This is a genomic window from Phaeobacter sp. BS52, assembly GCF_045040595.1.
Classification (GTDB): domain Bacteria; phylum Pseudomonadota; class Alphaproteobacteria; order Rhodobacterales; family Rhodobacteraceae; genus Phaeobacter; species Phaeobacter piscinae.
In genome coordinates this window covers 3231195-3251074 of the sequence record NZ_CP090662.1, presented here as the reverse complement: position 1 = coordinate 3251074, position 19880 = coordinate 3231195, and the positions used below count along the sequence as shown (strand labels likewise).

The window sequence follows — 19880 nt, the reverse complement described above, 5'->3', positions numbered from 1 at the left end:
GCGCTGTTCACGCACCTGCAATGCGATGGCGCTTGCACGCGTATAGACGTGCCCCGCACTCTGATACTCCCCCACCGCAGTGCCTTGCGTCAACCGTTGCGCTCAACGCATGGCAGCGGACCACCTATTCCCGGCCAAAGCGCTTCGGGTTGACTCATTGCAGGCGAACGAGTAACGCATGGCCCAAATCCGGGAGCCGCTACAGTCTTCCGGTCCCTGCCCTTGCCAGGGATCGCCCTCCACCAGCGTGTTACGCCCGTGGGGGTGATTGCGCATGGATCCTTTGCTCCCTACATGTGGGGCGTCCACGTTGAAACCGGCATAGGAGGCCGAAGGCATGTTTGAAAATTTATCCGAACGCCTATCCGGTGTCTTTGACCGGCTGACCAAACAGGGCGCGCTGTCCGAAGAAGACGTCAAAACCGCCCTGCGCGAAGTCCGCGTTGCGCTGCTGGAGGCGGATGTCTCGCTGCCGGTTGCCCGGGATTTTGTGAAACGTGTGCAAGATCAGGCTACAGGCCAGGCGGTGACCAAATCGGTTACGCCCGGCCAGCAGGTTGTCAAAATCGTCCATGATGCACTGGTGGGTGTGCTGCGCGGTGATGAGGATCCGGGCCAGCTGAAAGTGGACAACCCGCCAGCCCCCATCCTGATGGTTGGTCTGCAAGGTTCTGGTAAGACCACCACCACTGGTAAGCTTGCCAAGCGTCTGAAAGATAAAGAAGGCAAGCGCGTCCTGATGGCGTCGCTTGATGTGTATCGCCCGGCTGCAATGGATCAGTTGGCGGTACTTGGTACCCAGATCGGTGTCGACACGCTGCCTATCGTGCCGGGTCAGAAACCTGTCGATATCGCTAAGCGCGCCAAACAGCAGGCCGCCTTGGGTGGCTACGACGTCTATATGCTCGACACTGCTCGACCGCCTGCAGATTGACGAAGTGCTCATGCAGGAGGTCGAGGACGTCCGCGATGTCGTCTCCCCCCGCGAAACGCTGCTGGTTGTTGACGGGTTGACTGGTCAGGTCGCGGTCGAAGTGGCCGAAGAATTCGATGCCAAGATCGGCATCTCCGGCGTCGTTTTGACCCGGATGGACGGCGACGGCCGCGGTGGTGCGGCGCTGTCGATGCGCGCGGTCACCGGTAAACCCATCCGCTTTGTCGGTCTGGGCGAGAAGATGGACGCCATCGAGACCTTCGAGCCTGACCGAATCGCAGGCCGGATTCTCGGCATGGGCGATATCGTTGCTCTGGTTGAAAAGGCCCAGGAAACCATTGAGGCCGAACAGGCCGAGCGCATGATGAAGCGCATGATGAAGGGTCATTTTAATATGAATGACCTGAAGATGCAGCTTGAGCAGATGATCCAGATGGGCGGCATGCAGGGCATGATGCAGATGATGCCCGGCATGGCCAAAATGGCAAAACAGGTCGAAGAATCCGGTTTTGATGACAAGGTGCTGCGCCAGCAGATCGCCATGATCCAGTCGATGACCAAGAAAGAACGCGCCAATCCTGCCCTCCTTCAGGCGTCTCGCAAGAAGCGCATTGCAGCAGGGTCAGGTATGCAGGTCTCCGACCTCAACAAACTGATGAAGATGCACCGTCAGATGGCCGACGTCATGAAGAAGATGGGCAAGATGGGTAAAGGCAAGATGCTGAAACAAGCCATGTCTGGCATGTTCGGCAAAGGCGGCGGCATGCCCGATATGGCTGGAATGGATCCGAGCCAGATGGATCCAAAAGCGCTGGAAGCAGCAGCCAAAGCCATGGGCGGCGGCAAGGGCCTTCCCGGTGGCATGGGCGGTATGCCCGGCGGGCTACCCGGCCTTGGCGGCATGGGTCTGCCCGGCGGTCTGAGCGGCCTGGGCAAGAAGAAGTAAGGTGACCATTGCGCCCACCATATCCACTGCGCGCCTCACGCTGCGCCACCACGTGATGTCGGACTTCGCGCCGCTTCACCATGTGCTGGCCAGTGAACGCGCACGCTATATGGGCGGGCCGTTTTCACTCAAGGACAGCTGGCAGACAATTGCCGCTGAGGTGGGCAGCTGGTCCCTTCTGGGTTTCGGCAGCTGGGCAATCGAACGCAGCGAAGACGGCGCATTTGTTGGCCAAGTCGGCATCAACAAACCAGCCCATTACCCCGAAGCGGAGATCGGCTGGACACTTTGCAACGGCTTCGAAGGCAACGGTTACGTCACCGAAGCAGCATCTGCAGCGTTGGAATGGGCGTGGTCCCAGATGGGCGCTACCACCCTTGTCAGCTACATCACGCCCGGAAACGACAAATCGGTCTCAGTGGCTGAGAGGCTAGGGGCCACGCAGGATCCTGAGGCACCTTTGCCCGAAGGCGAAACGTCTGCAGATACGCTCGTCTACCGCCATAACGCACCTGATGCGGATGGCGGGATGGAGGCCTACGCATGATGGATCTCCGCTTTTCCTGCTCCACAGGCCACCGTAGCGGTGCCACTGTGGCGACTCTGCCACGCCTGGACGGTGCTTTAACCCATTATTTTCCGGCATCTGGCATGGTCAAACCGTCTTTGATGCATAAACAGATCGCTGCGGCCTGTGCCGCAGGGGTTGATACGGATGTGGTAATGTCAGACACGGGCTATCGTTTCCCCAGCCTCATGACGCAGAGGCTTACACTGGTGTCCCCTGCGGAGGCCGGTTTCGACGCGCATGATGCCTTTCTGCGCATTGGCGCCCCGCGCTTTATTGATGCAGCTGACGATCCAGATGCCCTCTGGTGGTCGATTGCCACCATTATTGGTCACTGGCACCTGCGCGGTTATGGGTTGTTCGCCCTGGTCGAGCGCAGCACCGGACGCCCGGTCGGCATGATTGGCCCATGGTTCCCCAAAGGCTGGCCGGAACCAGAACTCTCCTGGCATCTGACAGAGGATGCGCGGGGCAAAGGCTATGCAAGCGAGGCGGCAGAGGCCGTTCTTGATTGGCTCTTCCGTGAGAAAAACTGGAGCAATATCGCCTCCTTCATTCCGGAGGATAACACCGCATCCATCGCTCTGGCGCAGCGCATTGGCGCCCGCCCGGAGCAGTTGGTGTCGTTCCGCCTGGCCCCGGCCAACAATATGCGAACCTGGCGGCATCAGCCGCGCCAGCGCCTGTTGGGCGAGCCTGTGACAACGGGGCGTCTCCAATGATCTGTCGCCGTTTCTCATGCAGCGCGAGGGGTGCCTGATGCCCTCGTCCATCCCAGTGATCGAAACCAAACGCCTGGTTCTGCGGGGCCCCGAAGCCGTGGATTATCCCGACTTCAAGGCAACGTTCAGTTCTTATCGCGCGCGCTTCATGGGCGGTCCACTGAACCCGTACGAAGCCTGGATGCTCTACGCCGCGGAGATCGGCCATTGGCAGGTGCGCGGGTTTGGCATGTGGATGATCCACGACAAGATCACCGAGGAAACCTACGGGATGGCCGGAGGCTGGATGCCCGCAGGCTGGCCTGAACGTGAAATCGCCTGGATCATCTGGCCTGACGCCGCTGGTAAGGGGTATGCGCTGGAAGCCACCCATGCGGCCCGCAACTACTATTACAATACGCTCGGCTGGGATGGCGCGGTCAGCTATATTGATCCGAAAAACCTGGATTCGATCCGCTTGGCAGAACGGCTGGGCGCACGGAAGGATCATGAGGCCGCGACGATTGACGGCAGTGATGCAGTCTATCGCCACCCCGACCCCGATGCGCTTAAGGACAGCCAGCTGGTCCATGGGATCGAGATGGAAATCAGCCATTACGCAGATCCCCTGTTCAAACCGGAGGGCTGGGCGCTTGACTGATCCCATCACCCACAGCCGCGCAATGCGCGTCCCATTCATTCCCTCGCGGAGCCAGAAATGACGACAGAGACCCAAGATCCCGTCGCCCGTGCAGCGGCGCTGCTGAAAGGCCACCGCGAGAGCATTGATCGCCTTGATGCCATTCTCGTCTACACTTTGGGCGAGCGGTTCAAGCACACCCAGGCGGTGGGCCAACTCAAGGCTGAACACGACCTTCCCCCGTCCGATCCGACGCGCGAAACCGCGCAGATCGCACGGCTCGAAGACCTGGCGGAACAGGCCGACCTGGACCCCGATTTCGCCAAGGCTTTCCTGAACTTCATCATTCAGGAAGTCATCCGACACCATAAGAAACACCAGGAATAACAGGGATATCCCTGTAAACGCCATTAAAGGAGACTGAACCCATGGCAATGAAAATTCGTCTGGCCCGCGGCGGCTCGAAAAAGCGTCCCTTCTATCGCATTGTGGCTGCTGACAGCCGCATGCCGCGCGATGGTCGCTTCATCGAAAAGCTGGGCACCTACAACCCGCTGCTGCCGAAAGACAGTGAAGAGCGCGTAAAAATGGACATGGAGCGTGTGCAGCACTGGCTGGATCAGGGCGCTCAGCCCACAGATCGTATCGCTCGGATGTTGGAAGCTGCTGGCGTTCGCGCTAAGGTGGAGCGGAACAACCCCAAGAAAGGCACCCCGGGCAAGAAAGCTCAGGAGCGCGCCGAAGAAAAAGCAGCCAAGGCTGCTGAAGCGACTGCAGACGCGGAGTAAGTTGATGAACATGCGGGACAATTCATTCTCTGAAGACTTCCGCATGCAACTTGATCTGTTGATGCGTGTCCGGCGCGATGTGCGCCGGTTTCGCTCCGATCCGGTGGACGAGGCAGTGCTTACGCGCTGCCTCGACACCATTCAGCTGGCGCCCTCGGTCGGGCTCAGCGAACCCTGGCGGGTGATCCGTGTCGAAAGTGACGCAGCTCGGGCCGCCGCACTTGAGAATTTCGAGACCGCAAATGCCTCGGCGCTGGCGGGCTTTTCCGAAGCCAAAGCTGAGCGCTATGCTAAGCTGAAACTGTCCGGAATGCGCGAAGCACCGGTTCAGCTGGCGATTTACTGCGATGATTCCACAACAAAAGGTCACAAGCTCGGCGCTGGCACCATGCCGGAGATGCGCCGCTACTCCGTTGTTACCGCTGTGACCCTGTTCTGGCTCGCCCTGCGTGCCGAAGGTCTGGGGCTGGGCTGGGTGTCGATCCTTGATCCGCAACAGCTGAACCGGGATCTGGATGTTCCGGCCGACTGGCAGTTGATCGGATATTTCTGCGTTGGCCACCCGGAGCGGATGTCCAAAACACCGGAGCTGGAACAGCTAGGCTGGGAAACCCGCCGCAACGCATTGCCGGTCGAAACCCGGTAATCCACAGATGTGGCGATTGATCCGGCTTGCGGTTTTTGTTCTGATCGCCTTTACCGCAGGTGTTCTCTATGAACGCAACTACCAAACAGAACGCTGTGGACTCGCAGGCGGCACTTGGACTGCTGCGCGGTTCTGCAAAGGATGGATTGAATGACTGAGCAGATTTGCGTTGGTGCCATTTCAGGCTCGTATGGGGTGCGGGGCGAGGTACGCCTGAAGAGTTTCTGCGCCATGCCCGAGGATATTGAAGACTACTCCCCGCTCAGCACTGAAGACGGCAGTCAGACCTATACGATCACCCTGGTCCGCGCCATCAAGAACGGGTTTACCGCCCGTATCGGCGGGATCGAGAGCAAGGAGCAGGCCGATGCTTTGAAGGGGGTGCGCCTGTTTGCACCACGCGAGCGGCTCCCAAATCTTCCGGATGATGAATATTATCACACCGATCTGATGGGCCTTGAGGTTTATGACACCGGCGGGACACTGCTGGGGACCGTAAAATCAGTCCAGAACCACGGCGCCAGCGATCTGCTGGAAATCGCCATCCCGGCGGAGAGCAAAACCGTGCTGCTACCGTTCACGCTGGCAGCTGTACCGACGGTTGATCTTGCAAGCGGGCGCATCATCGCAGACCCACCGGATGGCGTGTTCTGAGCCTGTCAGCCTTCAGCTGCCAACAGCTGCTCCAAAACATGTTCCGCGGCGGCAGCGACATCCTGCGTTCGCTGTCGCGGTTCCGATCGTTTTCTGCCCAGTGCTGACCACAGCTTGAACAGACGCCAGGTAAAGAAGAACCTGAAGATAGGATCCGCCGTCAGTTCTGCACCATAGCCCTCCTCAAATGCTGCCCAATCCGCTCTGGCCACCCCTCCGAAACCAGGCGTGCGCCCTTCTGCAGCAAGGTGGTCGGGGCAGTTGGACAACCAAATATCGGCAATATCGCGCTGCGGGAACATTCCGTCATGGTTTGAATAGTCTATGAATGACACCTCGCTGTCGCACATCAGGATATTCCGCAGATGCAGATCTCCATGCTCCAATGCACCGCGGAATGTCTGTTTACGTGCACGCCGAGCCTCCCGGTGAAGCAGCGCACAGAGACCCAAATACCTCTTCGGCTTCAAGACCTGAAACTTCCCGGCGCGTACCGCCTCCGCCCGCGCTGATATCTGTCTCAGAAAGGGTTTAGGCCAGAATTGCATATCTCCTGCATCCGAAACCCTATGCAGCTCAGCGACCGCGCATCCAATCCGGCGAAGAACCTCTGCCCGGTCACCAAACCCGTATTCGGTCATAGCCAGCTCGCGGTAGGCAGTCTCCCCTTGGACAAAATCCATCAAAACTACAGCGCTATCTTGATCTCGCCACAGGACGTCAGGCGATGACACGCCGCATACCGATTGCAGGTCAAGCGCCGCTTGCTGATGTCGATCAAGAGCCCTGATCTGCCGTGCAGCAGTGGTGTCGTCAAAGACCGCCCTCAAGACATAGCGTTGCCCGGTTGCCGTTGTCACCTCCTGAACGCTGCGAACATGCTGATACCGGCTGTTCACCAGAAGCTGACGAAACCGGGCACCTTCGGCAGCCAGACCGAGGTCCGACGCAATACGTGGCCAGAACGCTTTGGCTCGTGCCTGCACATCCTCGATTGCGGCCTGATACTCATGGTCGGTTACAATAGGGGCCTTTTCCGAATTCATCCAAACACCAAAGCTTTTTATTGCGTGTCGTTCTAACTGGATTAAACAGCACCACATGAGTGCACAAAACAAATCTCACGGCCGCAAGGCCATTGGCCCCTCTTTCAAGCCACGCGAGCTGATGACGCCGACGCCGAATCTAGTTGGCGTTTGGAAGGCGAAAATCATGACCCTGTTCCCGAATGCCTTCCCCGGCATTCTGGGTGAAAGCCTGACCGGCAAGGCCCTGCAAGAGGGGCTGTGGCAGCTGGACACGGTTGATCTACGCCAGTTCGGCATCGGCAAGCACCGCAATGTCGATGACACCCCCGCCGACGGTGGCGCTGGTATGGTGCTGCGGGCGGATGTGTTGGGGGATGCGATTGAGCATACGATGGCGGGCGCTGTCGGCAATTGGCCGTTGATCTACCTGTCGCCACGCGGGCGCCGGATGGATCAGGCCTTGATGCAGGATCTGGCGCACTGCGATGGTGTCACACTGCTTTGTGGACGTTTTGAAGGCGTTGATGAACGAGTTCTGCAGCACTACGGCATTCAGGAAGTTTCTCTGGGGGATTTCGTCATGACCGGCGGGGAGATTGCTGCGCAGGCGATGATCGACGCCACTGTGCGCCTGATCCCCGGTGTTCTTGGCAATCAAGCCTCCACCGAAGAGGAGAGTTTTTCCTCCGGCCTGCTTGAACATCCGCAATATACCCGCCCAGCGGAATGGAAAGGACAAACCATTCCTGATGTGCTGATGTCCGGCCATCACGGTAAAATTGCTGAATGGCGCCAGAAAATGAGCGAAGACATCACCAAGGCCCGACGCCCTGATCTCTGGCAGGCCTACCAGGACCGCAAGACGTCAGACTGAACGATCCGAAGGCGGGATTTGCGGTTCTTAAACGCGGCCTCTCCCCTTGATCCGCTGACCAAACAGGCATAGAAGGCCCCTGTCTGGATTCGCTTTTGCGTCTGTGGACCTGTGTTCTGTTGCATTTTGAAACCCCTGACCCGCCTTCTTCGGCAATTTGGGGGGCGCACAGCACACGCTTAGGAAAGAACGGAGTGATCTCTGGCGGGCTGCTATCTGCGGGACCCGGTGAAGACCAAGAGCTCTCGCAACCGCGCAAAACTTCGTGGGCAAAACCACGAGCAATTATAGGAGACCTGCGATGGACCTGATCGCACAGTTGGAGGCGGAACAAGTTGCCGCCCTGGGGAAAGAGATCCCCGATTTCAAAGCCGGTGACACCATCCGCGTCGGCTACAAGGTGACCGAAGGCAGCCGTTCGCGCGTGCAGAACTACGAAGGCGTCTGCATCAGCCGCAAAAACGGCTCCGGCATCGCCGGTTCGTTCACCGTTCGCAAAATTTCGTTTGGCGAAGGCGTGGAACGTGTGTTCCCGCTGCACTCGACCAACATCGACAGCATCACTGTCGTTCGCCGCGGCCGTGTGCGTCGCGCGAAACTGTACTATCTGCGCGCCCGTCGCGGTAAATCTGCACGGATTGCAGAAGATACAAACTACAAAGCCAAAGCGTAAGGAGTGGTATCATGAAAGCCGACACCCATCCCGAATACCACTTCATCGACGTCAAAATGACCGATGGCACCATCCTCAAGATGCGCTCCACCTGGGGCAAAGAGGGTGACACACTGGCGCTGGACATCGACCCCACCGTGCATCCCGCATGGACCGGTGGCTCCACCCGTCTGATGGACGCCGGTGGCCGCGTATCCAAGTTCAAAAAGAAGTACGAAGGTCTGGGCTTCTAAGCCAACCTGGACTTATTTTTTGGAAAACGCCGCTCCCTTGGGCGGCGTTTTTTGTTGCGACTTCAGCGACCATGTTCATTGCGCAAGTTCACCCTGAGGAAACCACAGAGCCTAAATCAGGCCCTAACCTGCGGATATCGCGCTTCCCATCGATTCGACCGGACAGTATAGTCAGCCCAAGATGCGCAGTATTTCGCGCAGTGATTGGGGGAAGTGAACGTGGCGCATATTATTGTCGTCGGCAACGAAAAAGGTGGGGCGGGCAAGTCCACCGTCTCCATGCATGTGGCAACCACACTGGCCCGGCTGGGGTACAAAATTGCCGCTTTGGACCTTGATCTGCGGCAGCGGTCGCTCGGGCGCTATCTGGAGAACCGCAGGGCGTTCATGGAGAAAGCCGCGCTGGAGCTGCCGCTGGTTGCGCTGCACGAGCTCCCTGAAATCGACGCCGATAGCCTGCAACCGGGCGAAAATGTCTATGACCACCGGCTGTCTGCTGCGGTTTCCGAACTGGAACCCAACAATGATTTCATCCTGATCGACTGCCCCGGATCGCATACCCGTCTGAGCCAAGTCGCCCATTCTCTGGCAGACACGCTGATCACGCCGTTGAACGACAGTTTTGTCGATTTTGACCTCCTCGCTCACACCGATCAGAAAGGTGAGAAAATCACTGGCCCATCCGTCTATTCAGAAATGGTCTGGAATGCGCGGCAACTGCGGGCCCAGGCCGGGTTGAAGCCGATTGATTGGATCGTGATCCGCAATCGTGTTGGCACCCAGCGCATGGTCAACAAAGAGAAGATGGAACGCGCCATTTCCATGCTGTCCAAACGGATCGGGTTTCGCGTGGCGCCCGGCTTTTCCGAGCGCGTGGTCTTTCGGGAGTTATTCCCGCGCGGGCTGACGTTGCTTGACCTTAAGGATATCGGCGTCAAACAGCTGAATATCTCCAATATCGCCGCTCGTCAGGAACTGCGGGACATGATGAAATCGTTGAACCTGCCAGGCGTGGATGTCGATATCTGACCAGCACCCCACCAGCGGTGAGGCCGGGCTGGTCGCCCAGCGCGGCGGGCGTCGGCTGATCCTGATCCTTGGGCTGGCAGTTGCCGAACTGTTTGTCATCATGGTCGCCTATCAGCTGCTGGCCAATGTGCATTGCAAATTTACCGGCGCAGATCTGGCGTGCACAACTGTGCGCTCGATCGCCGGGCGCTTGCTGGCCGTTCTAACCGTGCTTGGGCTTTATCTGATCCTGATGCGCAGCGCATATCACGCATTGACGTCTGCCATCGGACAGGCCCCAAGACGCCCCTCGGCGCTGGTGCTCAACCTCGCGGGCCTAATGATCGCGCTTGTCCCGCTGGCACTATTTGGCCCCGCTGGGATCAACGCATGGATATCACCGACGCTCATTCTAATCTGCCTCGGCGGCGCTATTGCCGGACTGGGTGGGGTGCTGTCCCTGATGCCACTGCGTGCATGGCTGATCTGGTTGCGCGGCTGCGGGCTCTCTTTGACGCTGGCGCTGATGGTGGCGCTGGTCATGCCCGACATCACCCGCATGATGGAGCCGATCTGGAACATCGAGGCGCTGACCTCGGTGACCTTCGTTCTGGTGACATGGGTACTGGAAGTCTCCGGCGCGACGGTCTGGTCTGATGCGGCGCTGCATCTGATCCGCGTTGACGGGTTTCTGGTGGAGATCGGCGAACCATGCTCCGGCGTAGAAGGCTTTGCACTCGTGACCACCTTCATGGGGCTATATGCGTTGCTGATGGGACGGGATATTCGTCAGACACGGTACTGGCTGGTCTTGTTCCCTGCGGCGCTGCTGCTCAGCTGGGCATTCAACATCGTGCGTATCGCCATCCTGATCCTGATCGGTGCATGGATCGCACCGGAGCACGCCGTTAACGGCTTCCACAGTTACGCCGGCTGGCTGATGTTTACGCTATTGGCGCTGCTGGTGCTGGCCATTGCGCATCGCTCTCGCTGGTTGCAGACCAATCCAGAGGCGCTGGCCGCAGCTGCGGCTGAACTGCCGCCGATGCGCGCTGATATGCTGCTTGCCTCCATCGTCCCATTCATCGTGATGATGTTAAGCGGTGTGCTGGTGTCCGCGATTTGGGCCGATCCTGCGCAAGGGTACCCGCTGCGCGCGGCGATGATGGCCGCCGCTTTGCTCGTATTCTGGCCTGCCCTGCGCCAGTTGGCATATCGACCACGGCCAATTGACATCGCGGCTGGCGCCGCGATCGCCGCTGTCTGGATTGTGATGTCCACACCGGGCATCAGCCGGGGTGGCACCGATGAACGCGATATGCTCTGGGTTGGCACACGTCTTCTCGGCACCGTCGTTCTGGTCCCGATTATCGAAGAGTTGTTCTTTCGCGGATATCTGCTGCGCCGCATGGCAGGACAAGGTCAGATTCTACGGGCCGTTGTCGCACTTCTCATCACGAGCGCCCTCTTTGGCTTGATGCACGACCGTTTTGCCTTGGGAATGGCGGCTGGCGCCATCTTTGGTGCGCTATATCTGCGCGGCGGCGGTCTGGCTGCGGCGATACTGGCCCATATGGTGGCCAATGCGCTGATCGCCTATGTCGCCTTTGCCACAGCAAACTGGGCCCTGATCTAGGCCCGGTTTCCTCTGACGCCATACGCCATCACAGCATCAGTTCTGTATGGATCGGCGGCGGCGCAGTTCCCAAGTCAGCAGAAGCGCTGCCGCAACCGCAGCGACGGCGAGCAGGCCTAGGCACTGACATCAATTTCAGGAACCGTCTGGCCCCCACCGTTGCCATTGCCATTTCCGTTACCTCCGCCGTTGCCCCAGCCATTACCCCAGCCATTGCCCCAGCCATTACCGTTGCCGTTCCCAGGGCCACCCGCATCCGGCCACTCACCCGCTGCAAAGGCATTCGGACCGGTTGCAAACCACACAGCCGCTGCGGCTGTCAGATGGGTCATGCGCAGTGTCAGTTTCATTGCATCTTATCCTTGCTGCTCTGTCGCTGTCCGGGGTGACGCGTTGCGAGGTTTCGACGAATCTCACTGACCACACCCTTTTCCTGCTTTCAGCACTAAGGGAGAAAAATGCGAAAATTATGGCAAATTTTACCTTTCGCTGAATTCCAGCCCCAACAGGTCGCGGAAATTACCCCCCGTAGATCGTGAACAACTCCACCGGCTCTGCGACACCGCGCAGCATATAGCGACCCAACGAGACCAGATCATGGTTGGTCGGTTGAGCTGCTTTTTGCACCTGCTCAGATACGATGATGCTGCGCCCAACGGAGGTATGCATACCGGATATCCGCGCCGTCAGATTGACGGTTGGCCCGATAACTGTGAAATCCAGCCGGTTCTCAGAGCCGATATTTCCGTAGAGGATTTCGCCCGCGTGCAGCGCCAGAGTGAAATCCGCAGTTGGCACGCCTTGCGCTGCGCGCTCCGTATTGCGCTTGCGAATTTTCCCTTGCAGTGCGCTGGCGGCAGCTAGGGCAGCAGTCGCGTCCTCAGCAATGCTGCCAAGATCGAACATGGACAATATGCCATCACCCATGAATTTCAGGATATTCCCGCCGTGAGACTGGATCGTCTCAACAGCCAGACCAAAGTAATCGTTGAGCATATCAATCAGCTCGGCACCCGGAATTTGCTCTGCCAGCTGGGTGAACCCTTTCAGATCGAAGTAGCAGATTACAGCATCAATCTGGCGGGAGGATCCGCGTTGAATTTCTCCTGACAAAACCCGCTGCCCGGCGTCGCGCCCCAGATAGACCTGTAACAGATCTTTGGCCATCTGCTGTGCAGATGCCGCGCGCAGCGCCAATGCCAGATGCGAGTAAATCTGGCGGATCAGGGCTAAGTCTGTATCAGTAAATCCCTCGGGATGATCGGTCGACCAGGACGACAAAATCCCCTCGCCCGGGCGGCGAGGATCAAAAGGTGCGTCAGCGAAATCGCCGAACCGCTTTGCCAAGGCAAAGTAATCCGTTGCTCCGCGCTGCTTGAACTGCGCCAACGCTGGAAACCTCTCCAGAACATGGCCTGTCAGCTTACTGCGGAACTCAGGCACATCGCGTTCCAACATGTAATAGAAGGTGCTGTAGAGCCATTCATCTCGTGGGGTATCGCTGTGTTCATAATACTCATGCGACAGCCCGTCGGCCCGCGTCCAGCTGAACCCAATACCACCATATTTCGGATGATAAGCGCGCTGTGCCAGATGGAAGCGTAGCAGGGGTACCCCGGTGTCGGCGAGCCTCTGGCAGAATCCCTGCAACATCTCCTGACGGCTGGCCCCCCGTAGCCCTTCAGCAGTGAGCCAGTCGATTATCGGCGTGGCGCGTGAAGCAGCATCCGTCATTATGCACGGCCTCATATTGTGGTCCCGGTCCAATCTGAGGCCTCAACCCGGCGATGTCTATGGCTCAATTCCTGCAAGTTTGCGCAACATGTCGCGCAGCGCCGCACTTTCCCCGTCGCTAAGCCGCCCCGCGAGTTGACGATCATAGATCGCAGCCTGCGTACTCAGGTCCCGGTAAGCGGCCTCACCTTGCGACGTAAGTTCCAGGTGCTCGGCACGACGATCTTTCTCGTCGCGATGACGTAGCACAAAACGACGTTCCGCCAGTTTCGCAACCGCCCGGCTGATCTTCGTCTTGTGTATCTTGGCACGCTGGCCAATCTCGGTTGCTGTCATGCGGCCGTAATTGCCCAAGTGAAACAGCACCCGCCATTCATTGCGCAGCATTCCATAGCGGTTCTTGTAGTGCTTTTGAAACTCAAGCGAGGATTCCTCCGCCGCCCGGTTGAGCAGATACGGCAAGAAATCCTGTAACGCGAAGTCATCTTTTTCATCCATAGGGCAGAGCTATCCCTTGTTAGTTACAAAATCAACTATTACCGAAACAGAGAACACCAAAAGGAGCGCGTCATGAATCACAAAGTCGATGCCCATGAAATGATCCAGGCCCCGTCTCTTGCCGGGCCTCACGCGGGCTATATGCCCGGATTTGGCAATGACTTTGAAACAGAAGCGTTGCCCGGCGCCCTGCCGCAAGGCATGAACAGCCCGCAGAAATGCAACTACGGTCTCTATGGTGAACAGCTGAGTGGCACCGCCTTTACCGCCCCAAGCCACCAGAATGAGCGCACCTGGTGCTATCGCATTCGCCCCTCGGTAAAACACTCTCATCGCTACACCAAAATTGATCTGCCCTATTGGAAGTCTGCCCCGAATGTGGACCCGGATGTGATCAGCCTCGGTCAGTACCGCTGGGATCCGGTGCCCCATGGCACAGAGGGGCTGACCTGGCTCACGGGCATGCGCACCATGACCACGGCAGGTGATGTGAACACCCAGGTCGGCATGGCGAGCCATGTCTATCTGGTCACCGACTCGATGGTGGACAGCTATTTCTATTCCGCTGATTCCGAATTGCTGGTGGTTCCACAGGAAGGGCGGCTGCGGTTTGCGACTGAGCTGGGCATCATTGATCTCGAGCCCCAGGAAATCGCCATCATCCCACGCGGGCTGGTCTACCGGGTCGAAGTGCTGGACGGCCCCTGTCGTGGCTTTGTCTGCGAAAACTACGGGCAGAAGTTTGAATTGCCTGGCCGTGGCCCGATCGGCGCCAACTGCATGGCCAATCCGCGCGATTTTAAGGCGCCGGTGGCGGCGTTTGAGGACCGCGAGACGCCATCCACCGTCACCATCAAGTGGTGTGGCCAGTTTCACGAGACCAAGATCGGTCACTCACCGCTGGATGTGGTGGCCTGGCACGGCAACTACGCGCCAATGAAATATGACCTGCGGACCTACTGTCCGGTTGGGGCCATCCTGTTTGACCACCCGGATCCGTCAATCTTTACTGTGCTGACGGCCCCATCGGGCCAGCCCGGCACCGCAAATATCGATTTCGTGTTGTTCCGGGAACGCTGGATGGTGGCAGAAGATACCTTCCGCCCGCCGTGGTATCACAAGAACATCATGTCCGAGCTGATGGGCAATATCTATGGTCAGTATGACGCCAAGCCACAGGGCTTCGTCCCCGGTGGTGTCAGCCTGCACAATATGATGCTGCCGCATGGCCCGGACAGAAACGCATTTGAAGGCGCATCCAACGCAAACCTGGGTCCGGAAAAGTTGGACAACACCATGTCCTTCATGTTCGAGACCCGTTTCCCGCAGCATCTGACGCCATTTGCCGCCAATGAGGCACCGCTGCAGGATGACTACATAGATTGCTGGGCTGACATCGAAAAGAAATTCGACGGCACCCCGGGCAAAAAATAAGCAAAGGGGGGCGCTGCCCCCTCTGCGGCCCTGAGGGCCGCATTCACCCCCCGGAGTATTTCGGGAAAGATGACGGGAGCAGCGGCTCTCAAACAAAAGGATCACGCATGCCTTTGAAAAAATCCTGGGTCTCCTCTGCCAATAGTGCGACCCACCCCTTCCCGCTGAACAACCTGCCCTATGGGGTGTTCTCTGTTGACGGTGATGATCCCCGCTGCGGTGTTGCGATCGGAGACATGATCCTGGATATGCAGGCCGCCGAGGAAGCCGGACTGATCCAGCTGGGCGATGCGCCGCTGTTTGACGTGCCTTATTGGAATGATCTGATGGAGGAAGGCCCGGCCGTCTGGGCCGCGCTGCGCGAACGGCTGACTGCGCTGTTGTCCGACGGCGCTGCCGAGCAGGAAAAGCTGGAGCCCCTGCTGGTTCCGGCAGCCGGTGCGGAGTTGCACATGCCGTTTGCAGTCAGCGAATACACTGACTTTTATGCAGGTAAGAACCACGCCTTCAATGTCGGCACCATGTTCCGCGGCCCCGAAAACGCCCTGCCGCCGAACTGGCTGCACATCCCCATCGGCTATAACGGTCGCGCGTCCTCGGTTGTGGTGTCCGGCACCGATGTGCGCCGCCCCTGGGGCCAGCTGAAGGGACCGAACGATGCCGCGCCGCGGTGGGCGCCTTGCGCGCGGTTCGACATCGAGCTGGAGATGGGCGCCATCGTCGGTACGCCGTCTGAAGGCCCGATCACCGTTCAGGAAGCAGACGATCATATCTTTGGCTACGTGTTGCTGAACGACTGGTCTGCACGTGATATTCAAGCCTGGGAATATCAGCCACTGGGTCCGTTTCAGGCCAAGGCAACGGCCAACACAATCAGCCCCTGGATCGTGACCAAACCGGCGCTGGAACCGTTTCGCTGCAACACACCAGAGCGCGAGGTGGAATTGCTGGATCACCTGAAGGACTGCGGGCCGATGCTTTATGACATCGACCTAGAAGTCACCATGGCGCCACAGGGCAAGGACGCAACCACCATCGCGCGGACCAACTACAAGGAAATGTACTACTCCGCCGCGCAGCAGCTGGCACATCACGCCACCTCCGGCTGCCCGATGAACGCAGGCGATCTTTTGGGATCTGGCACCATTTCCGGCCCAACCAAAGACAGCCGCGGCTCGCTCCTGGAACTCAGCTGGGGCGGCAAGGAGCCGCTGACGCTGGACACTGGCGAGGAGCGGTCCTTCATCGCTGATGGCGATACGCTGACCCTGAAGGGCGCGGCGAAGGGCGATGGTTATACCATTGGCTTTGGCGACTGCACCGGCACTGTTCTGGCCGCACTTGAAGACCCCTACGCAAGATAAGGAAGACCACCATGGCAAAGGCTTTTGCGTCCCAAGGGGACATGAGCGAAAAGAAGATCACCTTCGATGAAATCGGCGAAGGCCTCTATGCCTTCACCGCCGAAGGCGACCCGAACTCCGGCGTCATCATCGGCGATGACTCTGTGATGATCGTGGAGGCGCAGGCCACCCCGCGGCTGGCAAATAAGGTGATCGAATGCGTGCGATCCGTGACCGACAAGCCGATCACTCATGTGGTGCTGACGCATTATCATGCTGTCCGCGTGCTGGGCGCATCGGCCTTTGGCGCGCAGAACATCATCATGTCGGATAAGGCACGTTCGATGGTGGTCGAACGCGGGCAGGAGGACTGGGACAGTGAGTTCCAGCGCTTTCCGCGTCTGTTCGAAGGCCATGAGAGCATCCCCGGCCTGACCTGGCCGACCACCACCTTCAGCGATTCCATGACTGTCTACCTCGGCAACCGCCGCGTTGATATCAAACATTTGGGCCGCGCTCATACCGCGGGTGATGCTGTGATCCATGTGCCGGACCAAAACGTCATGTTCACCGGCGACATCGTTGAATACCACTCCGCCTGCTACTGCGGTGACGGGCATTTCAGCGATTGGGGCGACACGCTCGACAATATCAAAGCCTACGACGTGGATGCCATCGCACCCGGCCGCGGTGATGCGCTGGTGGGCAAGGAGATGGTCAACGCAGCCATTGAGAACACCCGCGATTTCGTTGAGAGCACCTACCGCCCCGCCGCCAAAGTGGCGGCCAGGAACGGCACCTTGAAAGAGGCCTGGGACGCCGTGCGGGCCGAATGTGATCCGAAGTTCGCGGACTACGCGATCTATGAGCATTGCCTGCCCTTCAATGTGGCGCGCGCCTATGATGAGGCCCGCGGCGTTGATACCCCGCGCATCTGGACCGCCCAGCGCGATCTGGAGATGTGGGACGCGCTTCAGGACTAAGATCCACACCCCGGCAGAGACATCATCTGGGGGGATTTGATCCAGATCGTGTCCTGCCGGGGCAACCTATGACAGGCTCTTATCCGATACCGGCAGCCTTTGCCGGTACATGGGAGAGCTTTGCCCTACGGCATGTATTTTTGGGAGGAAACCAGATGAACAAGATCTTTGAAGTTCCCATGTATCCCTATCAGCGTAGCGAAGATCAGGACACAGGCGCCCCGGTGCGCCACCCGGTCATCGTGATTGGCGCCGGTCCTGTGGGTCTGGCCGCAGCAATTGATCTCGCCCAACAGGGGATTGGCGTCGTGGTTCTCGACGAGAATGACAAGGTCAGTTTCGGTAGTCGGGCCATCTGTTTTTCCAAACGCAGTCTTGAAATCGCGGACCGGCTCGGCTTCTGCGACCCGCTGGTGGAAAAAGGCGTGCAGTGGAATCTGGGCAAGGTGTTTTTCGACGACCGCAAAGTCTATGAATTCAACCTCCTGCCGGAGAGCGGCCACGCGCAGCCTGCCTTTATCAATCTGCAGCAATATTACTTTGAGGAGTATCTGGTTCAGCGGGCGAATGCGCTTCAGGCTGCCGGGGCCCCGATTGAAATTCGAGGGCGCAACAAGGTCTCTGCCATCGGCACTCACGCAGATCACGTCACGCTGGAGATCGACACGCCAGAAGGGTCTTACAATCTTGAGGCGGATTGGCTGATTGCCTGCGATGGCGCGGGCTCGCCAACCCGGCAGATGCTGGGTCTCGATTTTGTTGGCCGGGTGTTTGAGGACAACTTCCTGATTGCCGATGTGATCATGGATGCGGATTTCCCGACAGAGCGCTGGTTCTGGTTTGATCCGCCCTTCAACAAGGGGCAATCGGCACTTCTGCACAAACAGCCTGACGGTGTCTGGCGGATCGACCTGCAGCTGGGCTGGGACATCGACAAGGAGCGTGAGAAGCGCCCGGAGAACGTGATCCCAAGGCTTAAGGCGATGCTGGGCGAGGATGTGAAATTCGAGTTGGAGTGGGTCTCAATCTACACCTTCCAGTGCCGCCGGATGGAGAAATTCCGTCACGGTCGCGTGCTCTTTGCTGGCGATGCTGCACATCAGGTGTCACCATTCGGTGCGCGGGGAGCCAATTCCGGTTTGCAGGACACAGATAACCTGTGCTGGAAACTGAAACTGGTGCTGGAGGGAAAGGCGCCCGAAAGCCTGCTGGACAGTTACGACAGCGAGCGCGTTCATGGTGCAGATGAAAATATCCTCAACTCCTCCCGTTCCACCGATTTCATCACGCCGAAATCGGAAATGAGCCGGATTATGCGGGACGCAGTTCTGGACCTGTCCGAACATCACGCCTTTGCCCGGCCGTTGGTGAATTCGGGGCGCCTGTCCCTGCCCTGCACCTATGAGAGATCGGCGCTGAATTCAGCGGATGCCTTGCATGGGCCTCAGCGTACCAAGCCCGGTAGCCCCTGCCCTGATGTGTCGATAGCGGACGGATATCTGCTGCCCAAACTGGCAGACCAGTTTACCCTGCTGACCATCGACGCGGACGCTCCCGACAGCTTTGAGGAGGCGGGTATCCCGGTGAAGCGGCTGGCCCTGTCGACCAAAGATGACAAGACCGGAACCCTGCGCGAACGTTATCTCGGTGATGCAACAAGTGCTGTCTATCTGATCCGCCCTGACCAGCATGTGGCGGCGCGGCGCCCGGCATTTGACCAAAACCAATTCCGTGCAGCCCTGCGCCGCGCGATTGGCAAGGAGGCCTCGGCATGAACGCTCGTAATACCGATCACGAAAATCTAATTCTGGCCCCGAACATCGAAAGGGCCGATGATTTCTATGCCGATCTTCTCGCGGCCCATGAGGGACTGACCAAAGCCGAAAGCGATGCGCTGAACGCGCGTCTGGTTCTGGTGCTGGCGAACCATATTGGGAAACGCGCAATCCTGACACAAGCGCTGGCAGCTGCTGCGCTGCCGCAAGAGGAGACTGACACATGAAAATCGAGCAAATCCACCATGTCGCCTACCGCTGTAAAGACGCCAAGCAGACGGTAGAGTGGTACAACACGATGCTGAACATGGATTTTGTCTTGGCGATCGCCGAGGACCATGTCCCCTCAACCCATGAACCAGACCCCTACATGCATATCTTCATGGATGCGGGCAACGGCAACGTGCTGGCCTTCTTTGAGCTGCCGACCAAGCCGGAAATGGACCGTGACCGCAACACACCGATCTGGGTGCAGCACATCGCCTTCAAAGTGAAAGACCGCGACACACTGATTGAATTCAAAGAGCATCTGGAAGCCAACGGTGTTGAGGTTCTGGGTGTGACCGACCACTCCATCTTTCACTCGATCTATTTCTTCGATCCAAACGGTCATCGGGTTGAGCTGGCCTGCCCTGACCCCGAAGAGGAGGCGCTTCTTCAGCGGCTGAACGCCGTGAAATGGGACATGCTGGAGGACTGGTCAAAGACCAAGAAGGCCCCAAAACACGCCGACTGGCTGCATGCTAAGGAGCTGAACAACGTTTAGGCCAAAGGGCTGTACTGC

The 19880-nt window shown here is 58.6% G+C and carries 23 protein-coding genes and 1 pseudogene; 19 read left to right on the top strand and 5 right to left on the bottom strand.

The annotated features are described in order from the left end of the window. Nucleotides 1-337: 337 nt before the first annotated feature. The 8 genes and pseudogenes from ffh to rimM all read left to right on the top strand — a co-directional run bounded on the left by ffh (nt 338) and on the right by rimM (nt 5877). Nucleotides 338-1880, top strand: a pseudogene (gene ffh, locus L0Z65_RS15665) (signal recognition particle protein). Nucleotide 1881: 1 nt separating this feature from the next. After that, nucleotides 1882-2427, top strand: a complete 546-nt coding sequence (locus L0Z65_RS15660) for a GNAT family N-acetyltransferase (protein WP_405109079.1) — start codon at nt 1882-1884, stop codon at nt 2425-2427. Then, on the top strand, nt 2424-3170 hold the full coding sequence (locus L0Z65_RS15655) for a GNAT family N-acetyltransferase (RefSeq protein ID WP_405109076.1): 747 nt from the start codon (nt 2424-2426) through the stop codon (nt 3168-3170). Before L0Z65_RS15660 ends, L0Z65_RS15655 begins: the two co-directional genes overlap by 4 nt. Nucleotides 3171-3207: 37 nt before the next feature. Next, on the top strand, nt 3208-3810 hold the full coding sequence (locus tag L0Z65_RS15650; RefSeq protein WP_405109073.1) for a GNAT family N-acetyltransferase: 603 nt from the start codon (nt 3208-3210) through the stop codon (nt 3808-3810). Nucleotides 3811-3867: 57 nt separating this feature from the next. Further along, nucleotides 3868-4176, top strand: coding sequence for a chorismate mutase (locus tag L0Z65_RS15645; protein ID WP_040176153.1), 309 nt, complete (start codon nt 3868-3870; stop codon nt 4174-4176). A gap of 41 nt (nt 4177-4217) precedes the next feature. Further along, nucleotides 4218-4577, top strand: a complete 360-nt coding sequence (rpsP, locus tag L0Z65_RS15640; RefSeq protein ID WP_014876104.1) for a 30S ribosomal protein S16 — start codon at nt 4218-4220, stop codon at nt 4575-4577. A gap of 4 nt (nt 4578-4581) precedes the next feature. Then, nucleotides 4582-5223, top strand: coding sequence for a 5,6-dimethylbenzimidazole synthase (gene bluB, locus L0Z65_RS15635; RefSeq protein WP_024095735.1), 642 nt, complete (start codon nt 4582-4584; stop codon nt 5221-5223). A gap of 150 nt (nt 5224-5373) precedes the next feature. Continuing rightward, on the top strand, nt 5374-5877 hold the full coding sequence (rimM, locus tag L0Z65_RS15630; protein ID WP_405109068.1) for a ribosome maturation factor RimM: 504 nt from the start codon (nt 5374-5376) through the stop codon (nt 5875-5877). 5 nt (nt 5878-5882) lie between these two features. Here the strand turns inward: rimM and L0Z65_RS15625 are convergent, their stop codons facing one another. After that, nucleotides 5883-6923, bottom strand: a complete 1041-nt coding sequence (locus tag L0Z65_RS15625) for a phosphotransferase (protein WP_405109065.1) — start codon at nt 6921-6923, stop codon at nt 5883-5885. Between the two features lie 55 nt (nt 6924-6978). On the opposite strand from L0Z65_RS15625, the gene trmD reads away from it, so the two are divergent. The 5 genes from trmD to xrtE all read left to right on the top strand — a co-directional run bounded on the left by trmD (nt 6979) and on the right by xrtE (nt 11329). Then, nucleotides 6979-7779 (top strand): tRNA (guanosine(37)-N1)-methyltransferase TrmD, encoded by an 801-nt coding sequence (trmD, locus tag L0Z65_RS15620; RefSeq protein WP_405109062.1) that lies wholly within the window; start codon nt 6979-6981, stop codon nt 7777-7779. 301 nt (nt 7780-8080) lie between these two features. Then, the gene (gene rplS / locus L0Z65_RS15615; RefSeq protein ID WP_014876109.1) at nt 8081-8452 is read left to right on the top strand and encodes a 50S ribosomal protein L19; all 372 of its coding nucleotides are present in this window, start codon (nt 8081-8083) and stop codon (nt 8450-8452) included. A gap of 11 nt (nt 8453-8463) precedes the next feature. After that, nucleotides 8464-8685, top strand: coding sequence for a 50S ribosomal protein L31 (gene rpmE / locus L0Z65_RS15610; protein ID WP_014876110.1), 222 nt, complete (start codon nt 8464-8466; stop codon nt 8683-8685). A 219-nt stretch (nt 8686-8904) separates the two neighbouring features. Then, on the top strand, nt 8905-9714 hold the full coding sequence (locus L0Z65_RS15605; protein ID WP_405109058.1) for a division plane positioning ATPase MipZ: 810 nt from the start codon (nt 8905-8907) through the stop codon (nt 9712-9714). Continuing rightward, complete coding sequence (gene xrtE / locus L0Z65_RS15600) at nt 9701-11329, top strand: exosortase E/protease, VPEID-CTERM system (protein ID WP_405109055.1); 1629 nt, start codon at nt 9701-9703, stop codon at nt 11327-11329. The genes L0Z65_RS15605 and xrtE overlap by 14 nt, the downstream gene beginning before the upstream one ends. A gap of 36 nt (nt 11330-11365) precedes the next feature. On the opposite strand, the gene L0Z65_RS15595 is transcribed toward xrtE, so the two are convergent. The 4 genes from L0Z65_RS15595 to L0Z65_RS15580 form a co-directional block, all read right to left on the bottom strand. After that, a complete protein-coding gene (locus tag L0Z65_RS15595; RefSeq protein WP_405112586.1) occupies nt 11366-11443 on the bottom strand; it encodes a hypothetical protein in 78 nt (25 codons plus the stop codon). Between the two features lie 2 nt (nt 11444-11445). After that, entirely contained in the window at nt 11446-11679 is a 234-nt protein-coding gene (locus L0Z65_RS15590; protein ID WP_405109053.1) for a VPEID-CTERM sorting domain-containing protein, read from the bottom strand. Nucleotides 11680-11848: 169 nt separating this feature from the next. Then, a complete protein-coding gene (locus L0Z65_RS15585; RefSeq protein WP_405109050.1) occupies nt 11849-13063 on the bottom strand; it encodes an adenylate/guanylate cyclase domain-containing protein in 1215 nt (404 codons plus the stop codon). A gap of 57 nt (nt 13064-13120) precedes the next feature. Then, on the bottom strand, nt 13121-13561 hold the full coding sequence (locus tag L0Z65_RS15580; protein ID WP_040176139.1) for a MarR family winged helix-turn-helix transcriptional regulator: 441 nt from the start codon (nt 13559-13561) through the stop codon (nt 13121-13123). A 72-nt stretch (nt 13562-13633) separates the two neighbouring features. Here L0Z65_RS15580 and hmgA point away from each other — a divergent pair, with 72 nt between their 5' ends. The 6 genes from hmgA to L0Z65_RS15550 all read left to right on the top strand — a co-directional run bounded on the left by hmgA (nt 13634) and on the right by L0Z65_RS15550 (nt 19862). Further along, on the top strand, nt 13634-14995 hold the full coding sequence (gene hmgA, locus L0Z65_RS15575; protein WP_096872754.1) for a homogentisate 1,2-dioxygenase: 1362 nt from the start codon (nt 13634-13636) through the stop codon (nt 14993-14995). Between the two features lie 107 nt (nt 14996-15102). Continuing rightward, nucleotides 15103-16359, top strand: a complete 1257-nt coding sequence (gene fahA / locus L0Z65_RS15570) for a fumarylacetoacetase (protein ID WP_405109045.1) — start codon at nt 15103-15105, stop codon at nt 16357-16359. Between the two features lie 11 nt (nt 16360-16370). Then, nucleotides 16371-17321, top strand: coding sequence for an MBL fold metallo-hydrolase (locus L0Z65_RS15565; protein WP_102896147.1), 951 nt, complete (start codon nt 16371-16373; stop codon nt 17319-17321). A 155-nt stretch (nt 17322-17476) separates the two neighbouring features. Next, nucleotides 17477-19096, top strand: a complete 1620-nt coding sequence (locus tag L0Z65_RS15560; RefSeq protein WP_405109042.1) for an FAD-dependent oxidoreductase — start codon at nt 17477-17479, stop codon at nt 19094-19096. After that, nucleotides 19093-19323 carry a DUF2783 domain-containing protein gene (locus L0Z65_RS15555; RefSeq protein ID WP_405109039.1) on the top strand — a complete coding sequence of 77 codons (231 nt, stop codon included), beginning with the start codon at nt 19093-19095 and terminating at the stop codon, nt 19321-19323. Before L0Z65_RS15560 ends, L0Z65_RS15555 begins: the two co-directional genes overlap by 4 nt. Next, complete coding sequence (locus tag L0Z65_RS15550) at nt 19320-19862, top strand: VOC family protein (protein WP_040176127.1); 543 nt, start codon at nt 19320-19322, stop codon at nt 19860-19862. Before L0Z65_RS15555 ends, L0Z65_RS15550 begins: the two co-directional genes overlap by 4 nt. Nucleotides 19863-19880 lie beyond the last annotated feature (18 nt).